This window comes from Dellaglioa sp. BT-FLS60, from assembly GCF_054941065.1.
Window position 1 is genome coordinate 34,819 of record NZ_JBSOLI010000022.1, and the last position, 18,764, is coordinate 53,582.

General features: G+C 35.1%; 16 protein-coding genes. All 16 read left to right on the forward strand.

Features of this window, described 5'->3' with window-relative positions:
- Nucleotides 1-17 precede the first annotated feature (17 nt).
- The 16 genes from ACVQ8P_RS00585 (at nucleotide 18) to rbfA (ending at nucleotide 18,546) form a co-directional block, all read left to right on the forward strand.
- Nucleotides 18-1,007: a D-2-hydroxyacid dehydrogenase gene (locus tag ACVQ8P_RS00585; RefSeq protein ID WP_462296906.1), complete on the forward strand. Its 990-nt coding sequence runs from the start codon at nucleotides 18-20 to the stop codon at nucleotides 1,005-1,007.
- 164 nt (nucleotides 1,008-1,171) lie between these two features.
- Nucleotides 1,172-1,963, forward strand: coding sequence for a 30S ribosomal protein S2 (gene rpsB / locus ACVQ8P_RS00590; RefSeq protein ID WP_462296907.1), 792 nt, complete (start codon nucleotides 1,172-1,174; stop codon nucleotides 1,961-1,963).
- Between the two features lie 116 nt (nucleotides 1,964-2,079).
- Nucleotides 2,080-2,955, forward strand: a complete 876-nt coding sequence (tsf, locus tag ACVQ8P_RS00595) for a translation elongation factor Ts (RefSeq protein ID WP_462296908.1) — start codon at nucleotides 2,080-2,082, stop codon at nucleotides 2,953-2,955.
- Nucleotides 2,956-3,087: 132 nt separating this feature from the next.
- The gene (pyrH, locus tag ACVQ8P_RS00600) at nucleotides 3,088-3,810 is read left to right on the forward strand and encodes a UMP kinase (RefSeq protein WP_462296909.1); all 723 of its coding nucleotides are present in this window, start codon (nucleotides 3,088-3,090) and stop codon (nucleotides 3,808-3,810) included.
- Nucleotides 3,811-4,374 (forward strand): ribosome recycling factor, encoded by a 564-nt coding sequence (frr, locus tag ACVQ8P_RS00605; RefSeq protein WP_462296910.1) that lies wholly within the window; start codon nucleotides 3,811-3,813, stop codon nucleotides 4,372-4,374.
- A gap of 86 nt (nucleotides 4,375-4,460) precedes the next feature.
- Complete coding sequence (locus ACVQ8P_RS00610) at nucleotides 4,461-5,228, forward strand: isoprenyl transferase (RefSeq protein WP_462296911.1); 768 nt, start codon at nucleotides 4,461-4,463, stop codon at nucleotides 5,226-5,228.
- Nucleotides 5,229-5,238: 10 nt separating this feature from the next.
- The gene (locus ACVQ8P_RS00615) at nucleotides 5,239-6,033 is read left to right on the forward strand and encodes a phosphatidate cytidylyltransferase (protein WP_462296912.1); all 795 of its coding nucleotides are present in this window, start codon (nucleotides 5,239-5,241) and stop codon (nucleotides 6,031-6,033) included.
- Nucleotides 6,034-6,056: 23 nt separating this feature from the next.
- Entirely contained in the window at nucleotides 6,057-7,328 is a 1,272-nt protein-coding gene (gene rseP / locus ACVQ8P_RS00620; RefSeq protein WP_462296913.1) for an RIP metalloprotease RseP, read from the forward strand.
- Between the two features lie 25 nt (nucleotides 7,329-7,353).
- Nucleotides 7,354-9,069: a proline--tRNA ligase gene (locus tag ACVQ8P_RS00625; protein ID WP_462296914.1), complete on the forward strand. Its 1,716-nt coding sequence runs from the start codon at nucleotides 7,354-7,356 to the stop codon at nucleotides 9,067-9,069.
- A gap of 72 nt (nucleotides 9,070-9,141) precedes the next feature.
- Entirely contained in the window at nucleotides 9,142-13,482 is a 4,341-nt protein-coding gene (locus tag ACVQ8P_RS00630) for a PolC-type DNA polymerase III (protein ID WP_462296915.1), read from the forward strand.
- Between the two features lie 143 nt (nucleotides 13,483-13,625).
- Nucleotides 13,626-14,099, forward strand: a complete 474-nt coding sequence (rimP, locus tag ACVQ8P_RS00635) for a ribosome maturation factor RimP (protein WP_462296916.1) — start codon at nucleotides 13,626-13,628, stop codon at nucleotides 14,097-14,099.
- 29 nt (nucleotides 14,100-14,128) lie between these two features.
- On the forward strand, nucleotides 14,129-15,205 hold the full coding sequence (nusA, locus tag ACVQ8P_RS00640) for a transcription termination factor NusA (RefSeq protein WP_462296917.1): 1,077 nt from the start codon (nucleotides 14,129-14,131) through the stop codon (nucleotides 15,203-15,205).
- A gap of 45 nt (nucleotides 15,206-15,250) precedes the next feature.
- Entirely contained in the window at nucleotides 15,251-15,550 is a 300-nt protein-coding gene (gene rnpM, locus ACVQ8P_RS00645) for an RNase P modulator RnpM (RefSeq protein ID WP_462296918.1), read from the forward strand.
- The gene (locus ACVQ8P_RS00650; RefSeq protein WP_462296919.1) at nucleotides 15,540-15,845 is read left to right on the forward strand and encodes a L7Ae/L30e/S12e/Gadd45 family ribosomal protein; all 306 of its coding nucleotides are present in this window, start codon (nucleotides 15,540-15,542) and stop codon (nucleotides 15,843-15,845) included. The genes rnpM and ACVQ8P_RS00650 overlap by 11 nt, the downstream gene beginning before the upstream one ends.
- Before the next feature lie 15 nt (nucleotides 15,846-15,860).
- Nucleotides 15,861-18,164, forward strand: a complete 2,304-nt coding sequence (gene infB, locus ACVQ8P_RS00655) for a translation initiation factor IF-2 (protein ID WP_462296920.1) — start codon at nucleotides 15,861-15,863, stop codon at nucleotides 18,162-18,164.
- Between the two features lie 28 nt (nucleotides 18,165-18,192).
- The gene (gene rbfA / locus ACVQ8P_RS00660; RefSeq protein WP_057973617.1) at nucleotides 18,193-18,546 is read left to right on the forward strand and encodes a 30S ribosome-binding factor RbfA; all 354 of its coding nucleotides are present in this window, start codon (nucleotides 18,193-18,195) and stop codon (nucleotides 18,544-18,546) included.
- Nucleotides 18,547-18,764: the final 218 nt, after the last annotated feature.

The window sequence follows — 18,764 nt, forward strand, 5'->3', positions numbered from 1 at the left end:
AATGGAGGATTCAGCTGATGAAATTAATCGCATTTGGTATGAGAAAAGATGAAGTCGGATTTGGTAAGCAATGGGCCGCTGATAATCAGGTTGAGGTCGAAATTACTGAAGCGTTATTGACCACTGAAACGGTTCAACAAGCAAACGGATTTGACGGTATTATTGCTTTACAAACAATTCCTTATGATGAAAACTTATTTTCCGAAATGCAGAAAATGGGGATTAAGATTCTTTCTGTTCGAAATGTTGGCGTTGATAATATTGATTTAGTTGCTGCTAAAAAATACGGTATTACGGTGACAAATGTGCCAGCTTATTCGCCTAACGCGATAGCTGAATTTTCCGTGACGCAATTGATGCAGCTTTTAAGAAGGACGCCTGAATTCAATTTGAAGCGTCAAAATCAGGATTATCGCTGGGCCCCTAATATTTCAAGAGAGTTGAGAAGTTTGACAGTTGGTGTGATTGGGACTGGTCGTATTGGCCGAGTTGCAATGGCTATTTATAAGGGTTTTGGTGCAAAAGTAATTGCGTATGACGTCTATCCTAATGCTGAATTAAAAAAGACGGGTGTCTATGTTGATACGCTAGATGAATTATTTAAACAAGCAGACGTTATTACACTGCATACACCAGCGACAAAAGAGAATGAACATATGCTTAACCATGACTCTTTTGCAAAAATGAAACAAGGCGTTTTGATTGTGAATACAGCTCGAGGAACGCTGATTAATACTGAAGATTTGATTGAAGCATTGAAATCGGGTCAAGTTGGTGGGGCAGCATTGGATACTTATGAATTTGAGAATCCAATTTTTAATCACAATTTAGACGGCTTAGGCATTGAGGATCCATTGTTCAATGAACTGTTGAGCATGATAAATGTTATTTTAACGCCACATATTGCTTTTTATACTGAAACGGCCGTTAAAAACATGGTTGAAATTGCTTTGAATAGTGCACAGCAATTTCTGACAACAGGAACTGCGGATACTGAAGTTAAATAATTTAAATTAAGACTTGCGTTCTAATTTGAGATTTTGTATACTTAAAGACGATGTTAAAACATCAATTCACACCTTGTGGGATGTGACTGAGGGTGCTCGGGAGAGTCTTAGCACAGTTGAACACTTGGGAGGAAAATAAAACTTTTACTCGGAGGCACTACATCATGGCTGTTATTAGTATGAAACAATTGCTCGAAGCCGGTGTTCATTTTGGACATCAAACACGTCGCTGGAATCCAAAGATGAAACCATACATCTTTACTGAAAGAAATGGTATTTATATCATTGATTTACAAAAAACAGTTAAATTAGTTGATGCTGCTTATGCATCAATGAAAAAAGCTGCTGAAGATGATGGCGTTATTCTTTTCGTTGGGACAAAGAAACAAGCACAAGATGCTATCGAAGAAGAAGCAACACGTGCAGGTCAATACTTTGTTAACCATCGTTGGTTAGGTGGAACTTTAACTAACTGGAACACAATCCAAAAACGTATCAAACGTCTTAAAGAAATTAAAAAAATGTCCGAAGATGGCACATTTGATGTTCTTCCTAAAAAAGAAGTTTCTTTATTAATCAAACGTAGAGATCGTCTTGAAAAATTCTTGGGTGGTATTGAAGATATGCCTCGTATCCCCGATGTATTATTCATTGTTGATCCTCGTAAAGAACGTATCGCTGTTAAGGAAGCTCAAAAATTGAACATCCCTATCATCGCTATGGTTGATACAAATAGTGATCCTGATGAAATTGATGTTAAAATTCCTTCAAATGATGATGCAATTCGTGCCGTACGTTTGATTACTGCAAAAATGGCTGATGCTATTATTGAAACTAATCAAGGTAAAGAAGAAGTGAACGAAGCTTCTTTCAAAAAAGCTGACGAAAAAGTAGATTCAATCGAAGATATTGTTGAAGCTGTTGAAGGCGGAAACAATAAAAAAGATGCTGAATAGTAAATAAATTAGGCTGTCTCAAAATTAGGTACTGTAATGGCCCTTTCTTTTGAGGCAGTTTTTTTAGATATTAAGAGATTAAATAAAATAAATGATGTAATAAGGAGGCCATACAAATGGCAAACATTTCTGCTTCTCAAGTTAAAGAATTACGTGATACAACTGGTGTTGGTATGATGGACGCAAAAAAAGCACTCGTTGAAGTTGACGGGGATATGCAAAAAGCAATTGATTTTCTTCGTGAAAAAGGTATGGCTAAAGCTGCTAAAAAGAGTGACCGTGTTGCAGCTGAAGGTTTATCTGATGTTCAATTTTCTGGTAACTTCGCAGCTATCATTGAAGTTAACGCAGAAACTGATTTCGTTGCTCAAAATGAACAGTTCAAAACACTTGTTAAATTAATTGCTACTAAGATTGCTGAAGAACATCCTAAAGATGTTGAAGAAGCACTTACAATTAAAACAGAACGTGGCACAATCAGTGATGATATCATTGAAGCAACACAAGTTATTGGTGAAAAAATTACGTTACGTCGTTTTGAACTAATTGAAAAAGCTGATAATGAAAGCTTTGGCTCATACTCACATATGGGTGGTTCAATTTCAACACTTGTTGTCGTAACGGATGCTGATGAATCAACTGCTAAAGACGTTGCTATGCACGTTGCAGCTATCAATCCTAAGTATGTATCCCGCGAACAAGTACCTGCTGAAGAATTGGCACATGAAAAAGATGTTCTTTCTAAAGAAGCTGCTAACGAAGGCAAACCAGCTAACATTATTGAAAAAATGGTTGAAGGCCGTTTAAACAAATATTTAGCTGAGATTAGTTTGGATGATCAAGATTTTGTTAAAGATCCTGATATGACAGTTGCTAAGTATGTTGCTTCAAAGGGTGGAAAAGTTAAATCATTTATCCGTTATGAAGTTGGAGAAGGTCTTGAAAAGAAAGAAAATAACTTTGTTGATGAAGTTATGGGTCAAATTAAATAATTCTTTCAATTTAAAAGTTTGTGCTTAACGGCACAAACTTTTTTTATAAATTTATTTTGACATAAATTGAATTATTAATTGTGTTTAAGATATGGTAAAATAAAGGTAAATAGATTGTAGGAGGAACAGTGAATGTCAGATGTTAAGTATCGACGCGTCATGTTGAAGTTAAGTGGCGAAGCGTTAGCCGGAGAACAAGGATTCGGTATTAATCCACCTGTAATTCGAAAAGTTGCTGAAGAATTAAAAGAAGTTCAAGAAATGGGTGTTGAAGTTGCCATCGTTGTTGGTGGTGGTAATATGTGGCGAGGCGAGGCTGGTGCCGCAATGGGTATGGAACGTGCTCAGGCAGATTACATAGGCATGTTAGGGACAGTTATGAATGCATTGGCATTACAAGATAATCTTGAATCTGTGGGTGTGCCTACTCGTGTTCAAACGGCTATCGAAATGCGTCAAATTGCTGAACCTTATATTCGTCGTAAAGCTGTTCGTCATCTTGAAAAAGGTCGTATTGTCATTTTTGCTGCTGGGACAGGGTCACCTTACTTTTCAACGGATACAACATCAGCATTAAGAGCTGCAGAAATCAATGCAGATGTTATTTTAATGGCAAAAAATGGTGTAGATGGTGTTTATTCAGCTGATCCTCAAAAAGATGAATCAGCAACAAAATTTGAAGAATTAACACATTTAGATATTATTAATAAGAACTTGCAAGTTATGGATACAACTGCAAGTACATTATCAATGGATAATGATATTCCATTGGTTGTCTTTAACTTAAATGAACCAGGAAATATAAAAAAAGTTGTTCTTGGCGAAGCCATTGGAACAACCGTTAGGGGAAAATAAATGAAAATTACAGAACCTATTTTAATTGACGCTCAGGATAAAATGTCAAAAGCAGAAGTTTCACTTCAAAAAAATCTTGGTAATATTCGAGCTGGTCGTGCCAATGCTAGCTTGTTGAATAACGTCATGGTTGATTATTACGGTGCACCAACACCAATTAATCAAGTATCGCAAATCTCAGTTCCCGAAGCACGTGTTCTTTTAATTACACCATTCGATAAAAGCGCGTTGAAGGATATTGAACATGGCTTATTAGTTGCTGATTTAGGAATTAGTCCTTCAAATGATGGATCAGCAATTCGTTTAGTTATTCCTCAATTGACAGAAGAACGTCGTAAAGAATTAGCTAAGGATGTTAAAGCTGAAGCTGAAAATGCTAAAGTTATTATCCGTAATATCAGACGTGACGCAGTTGATGCCTTGAAAAAAGCTGAAAAAAATGGCGATTTAACTGAAGATGATTTACGAGATTTAGAAAAACAAGCTCAAGATGTAACGAATGCATCAATTAAAAATATTGATGGTATTCAAGCAGATAAAGAAAAAGAAATTTTAGCAGTTTAAATAAATAGGTTTATTTTAAGACAGGCATCGTTTTGTGCCTGTTTTTTTGCTACAATAGAAGGTGCAACTATTCTTGGAGGTACAATATGGGCTTTAGTCTTAAAAAAAATAAAATTAATGAAATAATACAACTTGATCCAGATAGAATTCCTAATCACGTTGCTATCATAATGGATGGCAACGGACGCTGGGCTAAAAAACGTCATTTACCCAGAATTGCGGGGCATAAGACAGGAATGGATACTGTTAAAACAATTACAATGGCCGCAAGTGATTTAGGCGTTAAAGTGTTGACACTTTATGCATTTTCTACTGAAAATTGGAAACGTCCTGAGACAGAGGTTAATTACTTAATGAGTTTACCAGGTACTTTTTTTGATAAATTTGTACCTGAATTAATTGAAAAAAATGTCAAAGTAAATGTAATTGGGTATATTGATCAATTACCAAATGAAACTCAAATTGCCGTTCAAAATGCGGTTGAAGATACCAAAAATAGTACAGGAATGGTTCTCAACTTTGCACTAAATTATGGTGGACGTGCAGAAATTGTAACGGCTATGCAAAAAATTGCAGCGGATGCAGTTGAAGGTAAGCTTAATGCAGCAGACATCACAGATGCAACAATTGATCAATACTTGATGACTGCTAATTTGGCACCTTATAATGACCCAGAATTATTAATCAGAACGAGTGGTGAAGAAAGGATTTCTAATTTCTTATTATGGCAAATTGCCTATAGTGAATTGGTTTTTACTGACACATTATGGCCTGATTTTTCTGAGGCGTCATTAAAAAAAGCAATATTAGATTATCAAAAAAGAGATCGTCGCTTCGGTGGCATAAAAGAATAGGAGAATTTTCATGAGACAGCGTGTAATTACAGCAATCGTAGCACTGTGTATTTTTATTCCATTGATTATTATTGGAGGATTACCAATGCAGATATTTACCCTAATTTTAGGGTGTATCGGTATTTCAGAAGTATTTGTGATGAAGAAAAAATTATTAGTATCACCTGAGGCAACCCTTGGTCTTTTAATGACATTAACGGTGATTGCACCGGATAAGTGGTTTTCATTTTTACCAGGTCATATTTCATCTGTAAATGTATTCTATTTTCTTGTCACACTTCTGTTGATGTATATGGTTGCTTCAAAAAATCGTTTTTCATTTGATGATGCGGGTGTTTTTGTTTTAAGCGCTTTATACGTTGGAATGGGATTTCATTATTTTATTGCCGCAAGAGGTAATAACTTTAGTGGGTTAATGACGTTAGCCTATATCTTAATTGTTATTTGGACAACAGATACAGGTGCTTACTCGTTTGGCCGTAAATTTGGTAAAAATAAATTAGCACCACATATTAGTCCCAATAAAACATGGGAAGGCTCAATTGGCGGAACGCTCATGGCAACATTATTAGGAAGTGTTTTTGTCTACTTTTTCCCACAAAATCATTCATTTCCAATGATGATTATAATTACGTTGATCCTTTCAGTATTTGGACAATGTGGTGATTTAGTTGAATCTGCCTTTAAACGTTTTTATGGCGTTAAGGATTCTGGCAGAATTTTACCTGGACATGGCGGTATTTTAGATCGATTTGATAGTTTAATTTTTGTTTGGCCAATTATGCATTTATTTGGTTTAATGTAATAAATTAAAGGGGGAGGATTCACATGATTAAAACGATTATCACATTTATTATTGTTTTTGGTATTTTAGTTGTGATTCATGAATTTGGTCATTATTATTTTGCAAAACGTGCTGGCATTTTAGTTCGTGAATTTTCAATCGGTATGGGGCCAAAATTACTGTCATTTCATCGAGGTAGCACAACGTATACATTAAGAATTTTACCTCTTGGTGGATACGTGCGGATGGCAGGCATTGCGGATGACGAGGATGACGATTTAAAACCTGGTATGCCGATGAGTTTAATATTAAATGAGAATAATAAGGTTGCCAAAATTAATACAAGTAAGAAAATAACGTTATACAATGGTATTCCAATTGAATACTTGGATAGCGATTTACAAAAAAAACTCTGGATTACAGGATATGAGAACGGTAATGAAGATGAAGTAAAAAAATATACTGTTGATCATGATGCCTTAATTATTGAAAAAGATGGGACAGAGGTTCAAATTGCCCCTGAAGATGTCCAATTTCAATCAGCGACACTTTGGAATCGAATGTTAACGAATTTCGCTGGACCAATGAATAACTTTTTATTAGCAATTGTTGCCTTTATGTTATTAGCTTTTATGCAAGGTGGCGTGGCAACTAATTCAAATCAAATTGGGACAATTCAACAAGGATCTGTTGCACAAAAGTCAGGATTAAAAGCTAACGATAAAATTGTAGCTGTTGCTGGCAAAAAAACGACAAACTGGACTGAATTGACTTCAGCTATTAGCAGTCGACCGGATAAAAAAACAGATTTAAAAGTAATGAGAAATGGTCAAACTAAATCTATCGTAATTACACCAAAATCAAGTAAAAGTGATTCAAAAAAGACCGGACGAATTGGAATTACAGTTAAAATGAATCACTCATTTATAAATAAAATCACCTATGGTTTTACGCAAGCGTGGAATGTTGTTGCCAGTATTGTTGCTGTATTAATAGGAATGTTTACTAAAGGCGTTAGTTTAAACGATTTTGGTGGACCGGTTGCTATTTATGCGGTAACATCTGATGCAGCGAGTTATGGGTTGACAAGTGTTATTTCATTACTTGCATTTTTATCAATTAACTTAGGAATTGTAAATCTATTGCCAATTCCTGCTTTGGACGGTGGTAAGTTGGTATTGAATATTATCGAAGGAATTCGTGGTAAACCAATTTCACCTGAAAAAGAAGGTATTATTACGTTAGTCGGATTTGCGTTTTTAATGATTTTAATGGTACTAGTTACGTGGAACGATATTCAACGATATTTCTTTTAAATGAAAAAGGAGAATAAGAATAGCTATGAAACAATCACAATTATTAATACCAACAATGAAGGAAGTTCCAAATGATGCTGAGGCGATTAGTCACCAAATGATGTTACGTGCCGGATATATTCGACAAGTTTCTGCCGGAATGTACAGCTATTTACCATTGGCTTACGCCGTTATTAGAAAAATTGAAACTATTATTCGTGAAGAAATGGAAGCAGCCGGGGCAGTTGAAATGCTTGTTCCTGCTATTATTCCTGCTGAATTATGGCAACAAACAGGTCGCTATGAAACTTATGGCGATACCTTGTTTAAATTAAAAGATCGTCATGATAGAGATTTTATATTAGGTCCTACTCATGAAGAAACATTTACAGCTTTAATTCGTGATGAAATTAAATCATATAAAAAATTACCACTTACAATGTATCAAATTCAACAAAAATATCGTGATGAAAATAGACCTCGTTTTGGTATTTTAAGAGGCCGTGAATTCTTGATGAAGGATGCTTATTCATTCCATGCGGATGAAGAAAGTTTAAATGATACTTATCAAAAAATGAATCGAGCTTATCAAAATATTTTTGAGCGTTGTGGGCTTAATTTTAGAAGTATTATTGGTGATGCAGGGGCAATGGGTGGTAATGATTCAAAAGAATTTATGGCAATTTCTGATATTGGTGAAGATACGATTGTTTATTCTGACAAGAGTGATTACGCTGCTAACTTGGAAATGGCGAAAAGTTTGAAGACATATAAAAATTCACATGAAGCCATTAAAGAAATTGAAAAAATTGAAACACCTAATGTAAAAACAATTGATGAACTAGCAACATTCATCGAAACGGCCAGTGATAATTTGATAAAATCATTATTATTTATTGCTGATGAAAAACCAGTTATGGTTTTAATGCGTGGGAATGATCTATTAAATGAAATTAAATTAAAAAATGCATTGAGTGCTGACTTTTTACGTATGGCAAAAGAATCAGATGTTGCTGACGTATTAGGTGCTGAATTTGGTTCACTTGGACCTGTCGGCATTTCAGAAGATGTCATGATTATTGCTGATGAAGGTATTAAAGGCATGATTAATGTGGCAGTCGGTGCTAATACAACAGGCTTCCATTTCTTGAATGCTAATATTGATCGTGATTATCGTGTGGACGAATTCACAGATTTACGTTTGGCTCAAGAAGGTGAAGTGTCACCTGAAGGCGAAGGCGAGTTGAAATTCACTAAGGGAATTGAGATTGGTCATATTTTCAAAATTGGCACACGTTATTCTGAAGCATTAGGTGCTAATATTTTAGATAATAATGGTCGCGAAAAACCAGTTATCTTAGGTTGTTATGGAATTGGCGTTAGTCGATTACTTGCTGCTATTGCTGAACAACAAGCGGATGAAAATGGATTAGTATGGCCTAGAAGTATTGCGCCTTACGATGTGCATGTTATTCCAATTAATGCTAAAAATGATGAACAAATGGCTTTAGCCAATGAAATTGATAAAAAAATGACTGAAAATGGTTATAAAGTATTGGTTGATGACCGTAAAGAACGAGCAGGCGTTAAGTTTGCTGATTCAGATTTAATTGGGTTACCCGTTCGAATTACGGTTGGTAAAAAGGCAGCTGATGGTATCGTTGAAGTGAAATTACGCCGAAATGGTGAAAACATTGAAGTGACGAAAGATGAATTAGAAAGTTCTATTTCAATTTTACTTAAAGAAGAAAATCAAAACTAGTTAAAGAGGATTGAGTTCAAAATAAAATTTTGACTCAATCTCTTTTTCATTTTTAGAAAAGGAGTTAATCATTTGTCGCTTAATAATAAAGAATTATTCAATAAACTATTAGAACAGATTCATTTTCAGTCCAGTCAAGAAAATAATGAAATTCTGAAGTTAATCGAAATTTCGACTGTTACTGTTCATGAGAAATCTAAACAATGGGAATTTAAATTAATGACACCTGAAATTCTACCATTTTCACTGTTTAAGGAATTAGAAGATCAAATTGCGATGACGTTTAAAACGATTGCAAAAACAAAATTAACAGTTCAAGTTGAGCAACCGCAATTAACGAACCAATTGCTTGGTGATTATTGGGCGTGGACGGTTCAAAATAGTGAAGCTAATTCTTCATTAGTTCAGGAACTTTTCCACGGTAATGTGCCTTATCTTGATGATAATCGTGTGATGTTAATGGCTGAAAATGAAATTGTTAAAACCTTTTTAACTGGTCAAGCACTTGGACCAATTGAGGCTGCATACCAAATGGTCGGATTTCCACAGATGACGATTAACACGTTATTGGATGAATCAAAATCACAAGAAAAAATAGAAGAAATTAAACAGCGAAAAGAAGCACAAGATGCCATAATGATGCAAAAGGCAACTCAAACGATTCAGAAGCAAAATGAGAAGAAAAAAGCTGATTCTCAAACGACGATTAGTGGTCCTGTTCAAATGGGTAAAAAAATTAGTACCAAAGAACCTGCAAAACGAATGGTTGAAATTGTTGAGGAAGAACGTTCAGTTATTATTGAAGGTTATATTTTCTCTAAAGAAATTCGAATACTTAAATCTGAACGTCAATTGATGATTATTAAAATGACGGATTATAGTTCATCTATGACAGTTAAAAAGTTTTCTCGTAACGAAGAAGATGAAGCGATGTTTGCCGCTATTCAAGAAAAAGAATGGGTTCGGGTTCGTGGTGCAGTGCAAGAAGATAACTTCATGCGAGATTTGGTTGTGAATGCTTATGATATTAACCAGGTTGATCATCAAAGTCGTCAAGAAACAGCTCCAGATGATGAACGACGAGTTGAATTGCATTTACACTCAAATATGAGTCAAATGGACGCGACAAATTCAATTACAGATTACGTCGAACAGGCTAGCAAATGGGGACAAAAAGCTATTGCAATTACGGATCATTCTGGATTACAAAGTTTTCCTGAAGCACATTCAGCTGGTAAAAAAAATAAGGTTAAAATTTTATATGGCGTTGAGGCAAACGTTGTTGATGATGGTATTCCGATTGCATTTAATGATAAAGATGTGAATTTAGAAGAAGCAACTTATGTGACATTTGATACGGAAACAACGGGTTTGTCTGCTCGATTTGATAAAGTCATTGAATTAGCTGCCGTTAAGATGAATAAAGGTAATGTCATTGAAGAATTTGATGAATTTATTGATCCAGGTCATCCATTATCTGAAACGACCACTAACCTAACGTCAATTACGGACGAAATGGTTCATGGGTCAAAATCTGAAGAAGAAGTTTTTAAACTATTTAGAGAATTTTCAGAAGATAGTATCTTAGTTGCTCATAATGCTAGTTTTGATATTGGTTTTATGAATACTGGATATGAACGTTACGGGATGGAACCCATGCAAAATCCAATTATTGATACGTTAACATTGGCAAGATTTTTACATCCGGAATTAAAAGGCTTTAGATTAAATACGCTTGCTAAAAAGTTTAATGTTAATTTGGAACACCATCATCGTGCCATCTATGATGCTGAAACGACAGGACTTTTATGTCATCTATTTCTGAAAGATGCTAAAGAACGATTTGATATTGAATCGCATATTCAATTAAATGACCATATGGGAGAACACGGTGCTTATAAACAAGCGCGACCATTTCATGTTACGTTGCTTGCAACAACCCAAGTTGGTCTTAAAAATATGTTTAAATTAGTATCAACTTCTATGATTGATTACTTTTATCGGATGCCACGGATTCCTCGAAGCGAGTTGAACAAATATCGCGAAGGGATTATTGTTGGTTCGGCGTGTGATTCAGGTGAAGTATTTACAGCCATGATGCAAAAAGGGATGGAAGAGGCTAAGGAAAAGGCGAAGTTCTATGATTATTTAGAAATTCAGCCTAAAGCCTTGTATGAGCCCTTAATTCATCAAGAATTAATTAAAGATAATCAAAATTTAGAAGAAATTTTACAAAATATGGTTGATTTAGGGCACGAAATGGATAAACCTGTTGTTGCAACTGGAGATGTTCATTATTTGAACCCTGAAGATGGTATTTATCGTAAAATCTTGATTAATTCAATGGGTGGTGCCAATCCGCTTAATCGTTCTATTTTACCTGATGCACATTTTAGAACAACAGGCGAAATGTTAGATGGCTTTCAATTTTTGGGTGCAGATGTTGCTAAAGAAATTGTGGTAACCAATACGAATTTAATTGCTGATATGATTGCTGATGATATTTCACCAGTTAAAGATCGATTATACGCACCGAAAATTGATGGTTCTGAAGAAGAAATAAAGCAGTTGACGTATACCCGTGCTCATGCACTTTATGGAGAAGAACTACCTGATACAGTTGTTAAACGGATCGATAAAGAACTGACAAGTATTATTGACAACGAATTCTCAGTTATTTATTTGATTTCGCAAAAATTGGTTCATAAATCTAATAAAGATGGTTATTTGGTGGGGTCCCGTGGATCTGTTGGATCAAGTTTTGTTGCAACTATGACTGGGATAACAGAAATTAATCCATTACCACCTCATTATCGTTGCCCAAATTGTAAGTATTCACATTTTTATGAAAAGGGTGAATATGGATCTGGTTTTGATTTACCAGACCAAGACTGCCCTAAATGTGGGACACCTTTGGATAAAGATGGGCATGATATTCCATTTGAAACTTTCCTTGGCTTTTACGGGGATAAAGTTCCCGATATAGATTTAAATTTTTCGGGTGATTATCAAGCAATCGCCCATAATTATACGAAAGTTCTTTTTGGTGAAGACTATGTTTTCCGGGCAGGAACTATTGGAACTGTCGCAGATAAGACAGCTTATGGTTACGTTAAAGGCTATGAGCGTGATACTGGTGCAACGTTCAGAAATGCTGAAATTGATCGATTAGCTAAAGGATCAACTGGGGTTAAACGGACGACTGGGCAACATCCTGGTGGTATTTTAGTTGTGCCAAATTATATGGATGTTTATGACTTTTCGCCTATTCAGTATCCGGCTGATGATTCAACTTCAGAATGGAAGACGACTCATTTTGATTTCCATTCTATTCATGATAATATTTTGAAATTGGATATTCTTGGTCATGATGATCCTACTATGATTAGAATGTTACAAGATTTATCAGGTGTTGACCCAAAAACAATCCCTACGGACGATAAAGGGGTTATGCAGATATTCCAAGGCCCTGAAGTACTTGGTGTAACTAGCGACGAGATTTTCTCAAAAACGGGTACATTAGGCATTCCAGAATTTGGAACGAGATTTGTTCGAGGAATGTTAGAGGAAACAAAGCCTAAAACGTTTGCTGAATTACTAAAAATTTCTGGTTTATCACATGGGACAGATGTGTGGTTGGGCAATGCTGAAGAACTGATTTCTAATGGGACGATTACGATGCCTGAGGTTATTGGCTGTCGTGATGATATCATGATGGGACTCATTCACATGGGTATGGAAGCAGGTAGTGCTTTCAACATTATGGAAGGTGTTCGAAAAGGGAAAGGTATTTCTGACGATTATCAAACTGAAATGAAAGAAGCAAAAATTCCTGATTGGTATATTGGCGCTTGTCTGAAAATCAAGTACATGTTCCCTAAAGCACATGCTGCAGCCTACATTTTAATGGCATTGCGGATTGCTTATTATAAAGTTTATTTTCCAATGTTATATTACTGTGCTTATTTCAGTGTGAGAGCCGATGATTTTGATTTAGTTGCAATGTCACACGGTAAAGATGCTGTGAAAAAGGCAATGAAAGAAATTACTGATAAAGGGATGGAAGCATCAACAAAAGAGAAAAACTTGTTGACTGTTCTTGAATTAGGAAATGAAATGCTTGAACGTGGATTTGAATTTGAAATGATTGATCTAGATAAGTCAGATGATTCAAACTGGTTAATCGAAGGTAATAAATTAATTGCGCCGTTTAGAGCCGTACCAGGTCTTGGTAATAATGTTGCTAAGCAGATTATTGCTGCTCGTGAAGAGCGTCCATTTTTATCTAAAGAAGATTTAGCTAAACGTGGTAAAGTGTCTAAATCTTTAATTGAGTATATGACGGAAAACAACGTCTTGAAGGCATTGCCAGATGAAAATCAATTATCCATTTTTGATGATGTCTTTTTTTAAAGAGATTTGATAAAAGTGATAACTAGGCAGTTTGTTGATGTTTTCATAAAATTATGCTATATTAAAGAAAGTATTTTGATATCTTGTTTGAGTGAGCAGCGATGCTCACTCTTTTTATTGGAAAAATGTAAGGAGGGTAAAGTGTGAGTACTGTTATAGAGACTGTCACAGAGCTAGTTCAGCCAATTGTTGATGAACAAAACATTGAATTGGTTGACATTGAATTTGTTAAAGAAGGCCCAAGTTGGTTTTTAAGAGTTTACATTGATAAACCTGAAGGCATTAAAATTGAAGAATGTGCCGCTGTCAGCGATATTTTAAGTGAAAAATTAGATGAGATTAATCCTGATCCAATTCCACAGGCCTACTTTTTAGAGGTTTCATCACCTGGTGCTGAAAGACCTTTGAAAAAAGAAAAAGATTATGAAAGAGCCGTGAATGAATACGTCAACGTGTCATTATATGAACCCATTAATGGCGCTAAGATTTTTCAAGGGACATTAAAAGAATTAACGTCAGATGAATTAACTATTGTTTATATGGATAAAACGCGTAAGAGAACGCTTGTTATTCCTCGTAAAAAAATTGCTAAGGCGCGTTTAGCTATCAAATTTTAAACAGTCTTTTATAAAGGAGCAAATTAAAGATGAGTAAAGAACTATTAAGTGCACTAACGGTGCTGGAAGAAGAAAAAGGTATCAAAAAAGAAGTTATTATTGATGCTATTGAAGCAGCACTTGTTTCAGCATACAAACGTCATTATAATCAAGCACAAAATGTCGAAGTAGAATTTGATTCAAAAAAAGGTAATATTTCAGTTTATGCTGTCAAAGAAGTTGTTGAAGAAGTCTTTGATTCACGTCTTGAAGTGAGTTTGAAAGATGCTTTAGAAATTAACAAAGCTTACGAAATCGGCGATTCTATTCGCTTTGAAGTAACGCCTAAAGATTTCGGCCGAATTGCTGCACAAACTGCTAAACAAGTAATTATGCAACGTGTTCGTGAAGCTGAACGTAGTATTGTTTATGATCAATATATTCAATATGAAAACGAAATTGTTAGTGGTGAAGTAGAACGCCATGATAATCGTTACATTTATGTAAACTTGGGTAAAGTAGAAGCCGTTTTAGCTAAAATTGACCAAATTCCTGGTGAAAGCTTCAATCCACATGATCGAATAAAAGTTTATATTACAAAAGTTGAGAATGCTGCTAAAGGTCCTCAAGTTTTTGTTAGTCGTTCACATCCTGATTTGTTAAAACGATTATTTGAACAAGAAGTTCCTGAAATTTATGATGGAACAGTTGAGATTGTGTCAATCGCTCGTGAAGCTGGTGACCGTGCTAAAGTTGCTGTTCGTTCAAATAACCCAGATATTGATGCTGTGGGGACTTGTGTTGGGCCTAAAGGTCAACGTGTTCAAACAATCGTTAATGAATTAAAAGGCGAAAATATGGATATTGTTGAATGGAATGAAGATCCTGCAAAATACATTGCAAACGCATTGAACCCTGCAGAAGTTGTTAATGTTATATTTAATCCTGAAAATGACCATGCTTGTACAGTTGTTGTGCCAGATCACCAATTATCATTAGCAATTGGTAAAAAAGGTCAAAATGCTAGATTAGCTGCAAAATTAACGACGTTTAAAATTGATATTAAATCTGAATCTGATATGGTTAATAGTAGTGAAGCAGAACCAGTTTCTGAAACAAACGAATAAGCCGACCAAAAATTGATCGGTAATTGATTTGGAGGCAATTTAGAAATGATTAATCGTAAAATTCCAATGCGAAAAGATATTGTTACAGGTGAAATGAAGCCTAAAAAAGAACTTGTTCGTGTTGTAAAAAATAAAGAAAATGAAGTATCGTTAGATCCAACTGGTAAAAAGCCAGGACGTGGTGCTTATATTTTTCTTGATGTAGATGTGGCAAAAAAAGCAAAAAAAGAAAGAACGTTTAATAAAGCGTTCGGTATTAAAATTGACGAGTCATTTTATGAAGAGCTTGTCGAATATGTTGATCACCAAGTAGCTAGACGAGAATTATTTAAAGATGAAAAATAGTCAAAAATTCTTACAAATGCTGGGCTTGACCAGACGCGCAGGTATGTTGGTAACTGGTGAAGGATTAGTATTGAATGCAGTCAGAAAAAATAATGCCAAGTTGGTAATTCTTTCTGAAGATTGTGGACAAGCGACTTTAAAAAAAGTAACAGATAAGTGTAACAGTTATAATGTGAAATTATATGTTGGCTTTTCAAAAGCCATTTTAAGCGAAGCCGTTGGACAACAGCGCACGGTTTATGCTATTACCGATAAAGGTTTTAGCAGAAGGATGTGTGACTTAATGGATATATAGAAGGAGCATGCAAATATGGGAAAAAAAAGAATTTATGAATTAGCTAAAGAGCTAGATTTAAATACGAAAGATATTATCGATTTCGCAACGACTAAGGGTTTTGATGTGAAAAATCATATGTCAACTATTGGGGACAATGAAGAACGTCAAATTCGTGATAACTTTAAAAAAGGTGCAGCAAAGAAACCTGTTACAAAAGTTGCCCCTAAAGCAGCAACAAGTAAACCAGTTGTAAAAAAAGCAGTACAACCAGCAGCAAAGACAACAAGTCACAAGCCTGCTGCTCAAAAAACAACACAAGCAACATCAAAACCAGCAGCAAAGACAACTAATGTTGCACCAAGAACAACAAGTGATAAACCTGCAAATCGTCCTCAAAATAGTACGCAATCAAGTGCTAGAACAGCTAATAACGGTAACGCTAATCAGCAAGGACGTTCGAGATTTAACAATAATAACCGTTATGGGAATAATCCTTATAACAAACGTAACAGAAATAAGAAAAATCGTCGTTCAACGACACCAAAACCACCAGTATCACCTAGAAAAGATAAACCATTACCAGAAATTTTATTCTATAATGATGCAACAAATGTGGCTGAAATCGCTAAAAAGATTCATCGTGAACCAGCAGAAATCATTAAAAAATTATTCATGCTAGGTGTTATGGTTAACCAAAATCAAACACTTGATACAGATACAATTGAAATTTTAGCATCTGAATATGGAATCAAGTCAGAAGCTAAGGTTGATGTTGATGTTGCTGATATTGATAAATTGTTTGATGCAGAAATTAGTAACGAAGACAATCTTGTTTCAAGACCACCAGTTGTTACAATCATGGGTCACGTTGATCATGGTAAGACTACTTTACTTGATAAATTACGTCATACACATGTTACTGATGGTGAAGCCGGTGGTATTACACAACATATTGGTGCTTATCAAGTAAGACATGATAATAAAACAATTACATTCTTGGATACACCAGGACATGCTGCATTTACGAATATGCGTGCTCGTGGTGCTGATATTACTGATATTACAGTTTTAGTTGTTGCTGCTGATGATGGGGTTATGCCTCAAACAATCGAAGCCATTAATCATTCTAAAGCTGCTAATGTTCCTATTATTGTTGCAGTTAATAAAATTGATAAACCTGGTGCAAATCCTGCTCATGTTACAGAACAATTAGCTGAATATGAATTAATTCCTGAAAGTTGGGGTGGTGACACTATCTTCGTCGAAATTTCAGCGAAGACTGGTGAAAACCTTGATGAATTGTTAGAAATGATTTTACTTGAAGCTGAAGTTCTTGAATTGAAAGCAAATCCAAAACAAAAAGGGATTGGTTCTGTAATCGAAGCTCGTCTTGATAAAGGCCGTGGTACAGTTGCTTCATTACTTGTTCAACAAGGGACTTTAAAAGTTGGAGATCCAATCGTTGTTGGTAATAGTTTTGGACGTGTCCGTACTATGACAAATGATAAAGGGCGTCAAGTCAATAAAGCTAAACCCGCTACGCCAGTTGAAGTTACTGGTTTGAATGATGTTCCAGGTGCTGGTGATCGTTTCGTTGTCTTTGATGATGAAAAGACTGCTCGTGCAGCTGGTGAAGAACGTGCTAAACGTGCTTTAACAAAAGAACGTGGAAATGTGACGCATGTGACACTTGATAATTTGTTTGATTCACTTAAAGAAGGCGAATTGAAAGAAGTTACTGTTATTATCAAGGCGGATGTTCAAGGTTCAGTTGAAGCTCTTGCAGGTAGTTTGAAGAAAATTGATGTTGAAGGCGTTCGCGTTGACATTATTCATCAAGCTGCTGGTGCAATTACTGAAAGTGATGTGACTTTAGCAGAGGCAAGTAATGCAATTATTATTGGGTTCAATGTTCGCCCAACACCTCAAGCTAAAATTCAAGCACAAGCTGATGAAGTTGATATTCGCTTACATCGTGTTATCTATAACGCGATTGAAGAAATTGAAACTGCAATGAAAGGGATGCTTGAACCCGTTTACGAAGAAAAAATTACAGGTCAAGTTGAAATTCGTGAAACATACAAAGTTACAAAAGTTGGTACAATCGGTGGTGCTTATGTCACTGAAGGATACATTGAAAGAGATAGTGGCGTTCGTTTAATTCGTGACGGAATTGTGATTTATGAAGGTAAATTAGCAAGTTTGAAACGCTTTAAAGATGACGTTAAGATGGTTAAACAAGGTTTCGAATGTGGTGTCATGATTGAAAAATACAATGACATTAAAGAAGGCGACCAAATTGAAGCCTACGTTATGGAAGAAGTTCCAGTTAAATAATTCATAACAACTATTAGGAGGATATGAAATGACACAACATTATCGTGTGGGTCGTTTATCACAAGAAATTCAAAAAGAAGTTAATGACATTCTTTTAAAACGAGTGAGAGATCCTCGTGTTGAAGGTGTTACAATTACGGGTGTAAATGTGACTGGTGATTTACAACAGGCGACAATTTACTACAGTATTTTGTCAAATATGGCATCAGATGCACAAAAAACACAACGTGGTTTAGAAAAAGCTTCTGGATTAATCCGTGGTGAACTTGGATCAAGATTGTCAATTTACAAAACACCAGAATTAGCTTTTGTGAGAGATGAGTCAGTACAATATGGTGACAAAATTGATCAATTGCTTAAGAAAATAGATTCTGAATATTAATTTAGAAAGTCTGATAATGTTGGTTATTCAACATTGTCAGACTTTTTATTTTGAATTTTACACATATAATAACGTATTTAGTTAGTTATTTTGGCTCTTCGTCAACTGTTGTTGGTGAAATTGTCATTGAGAAATCTGTTATTTGATAACAGGTTTCTTTTTTTGCTTAAAATTTAATTGTACTCAAAATACGTAAACGATACTGGCTAAAATTTTTA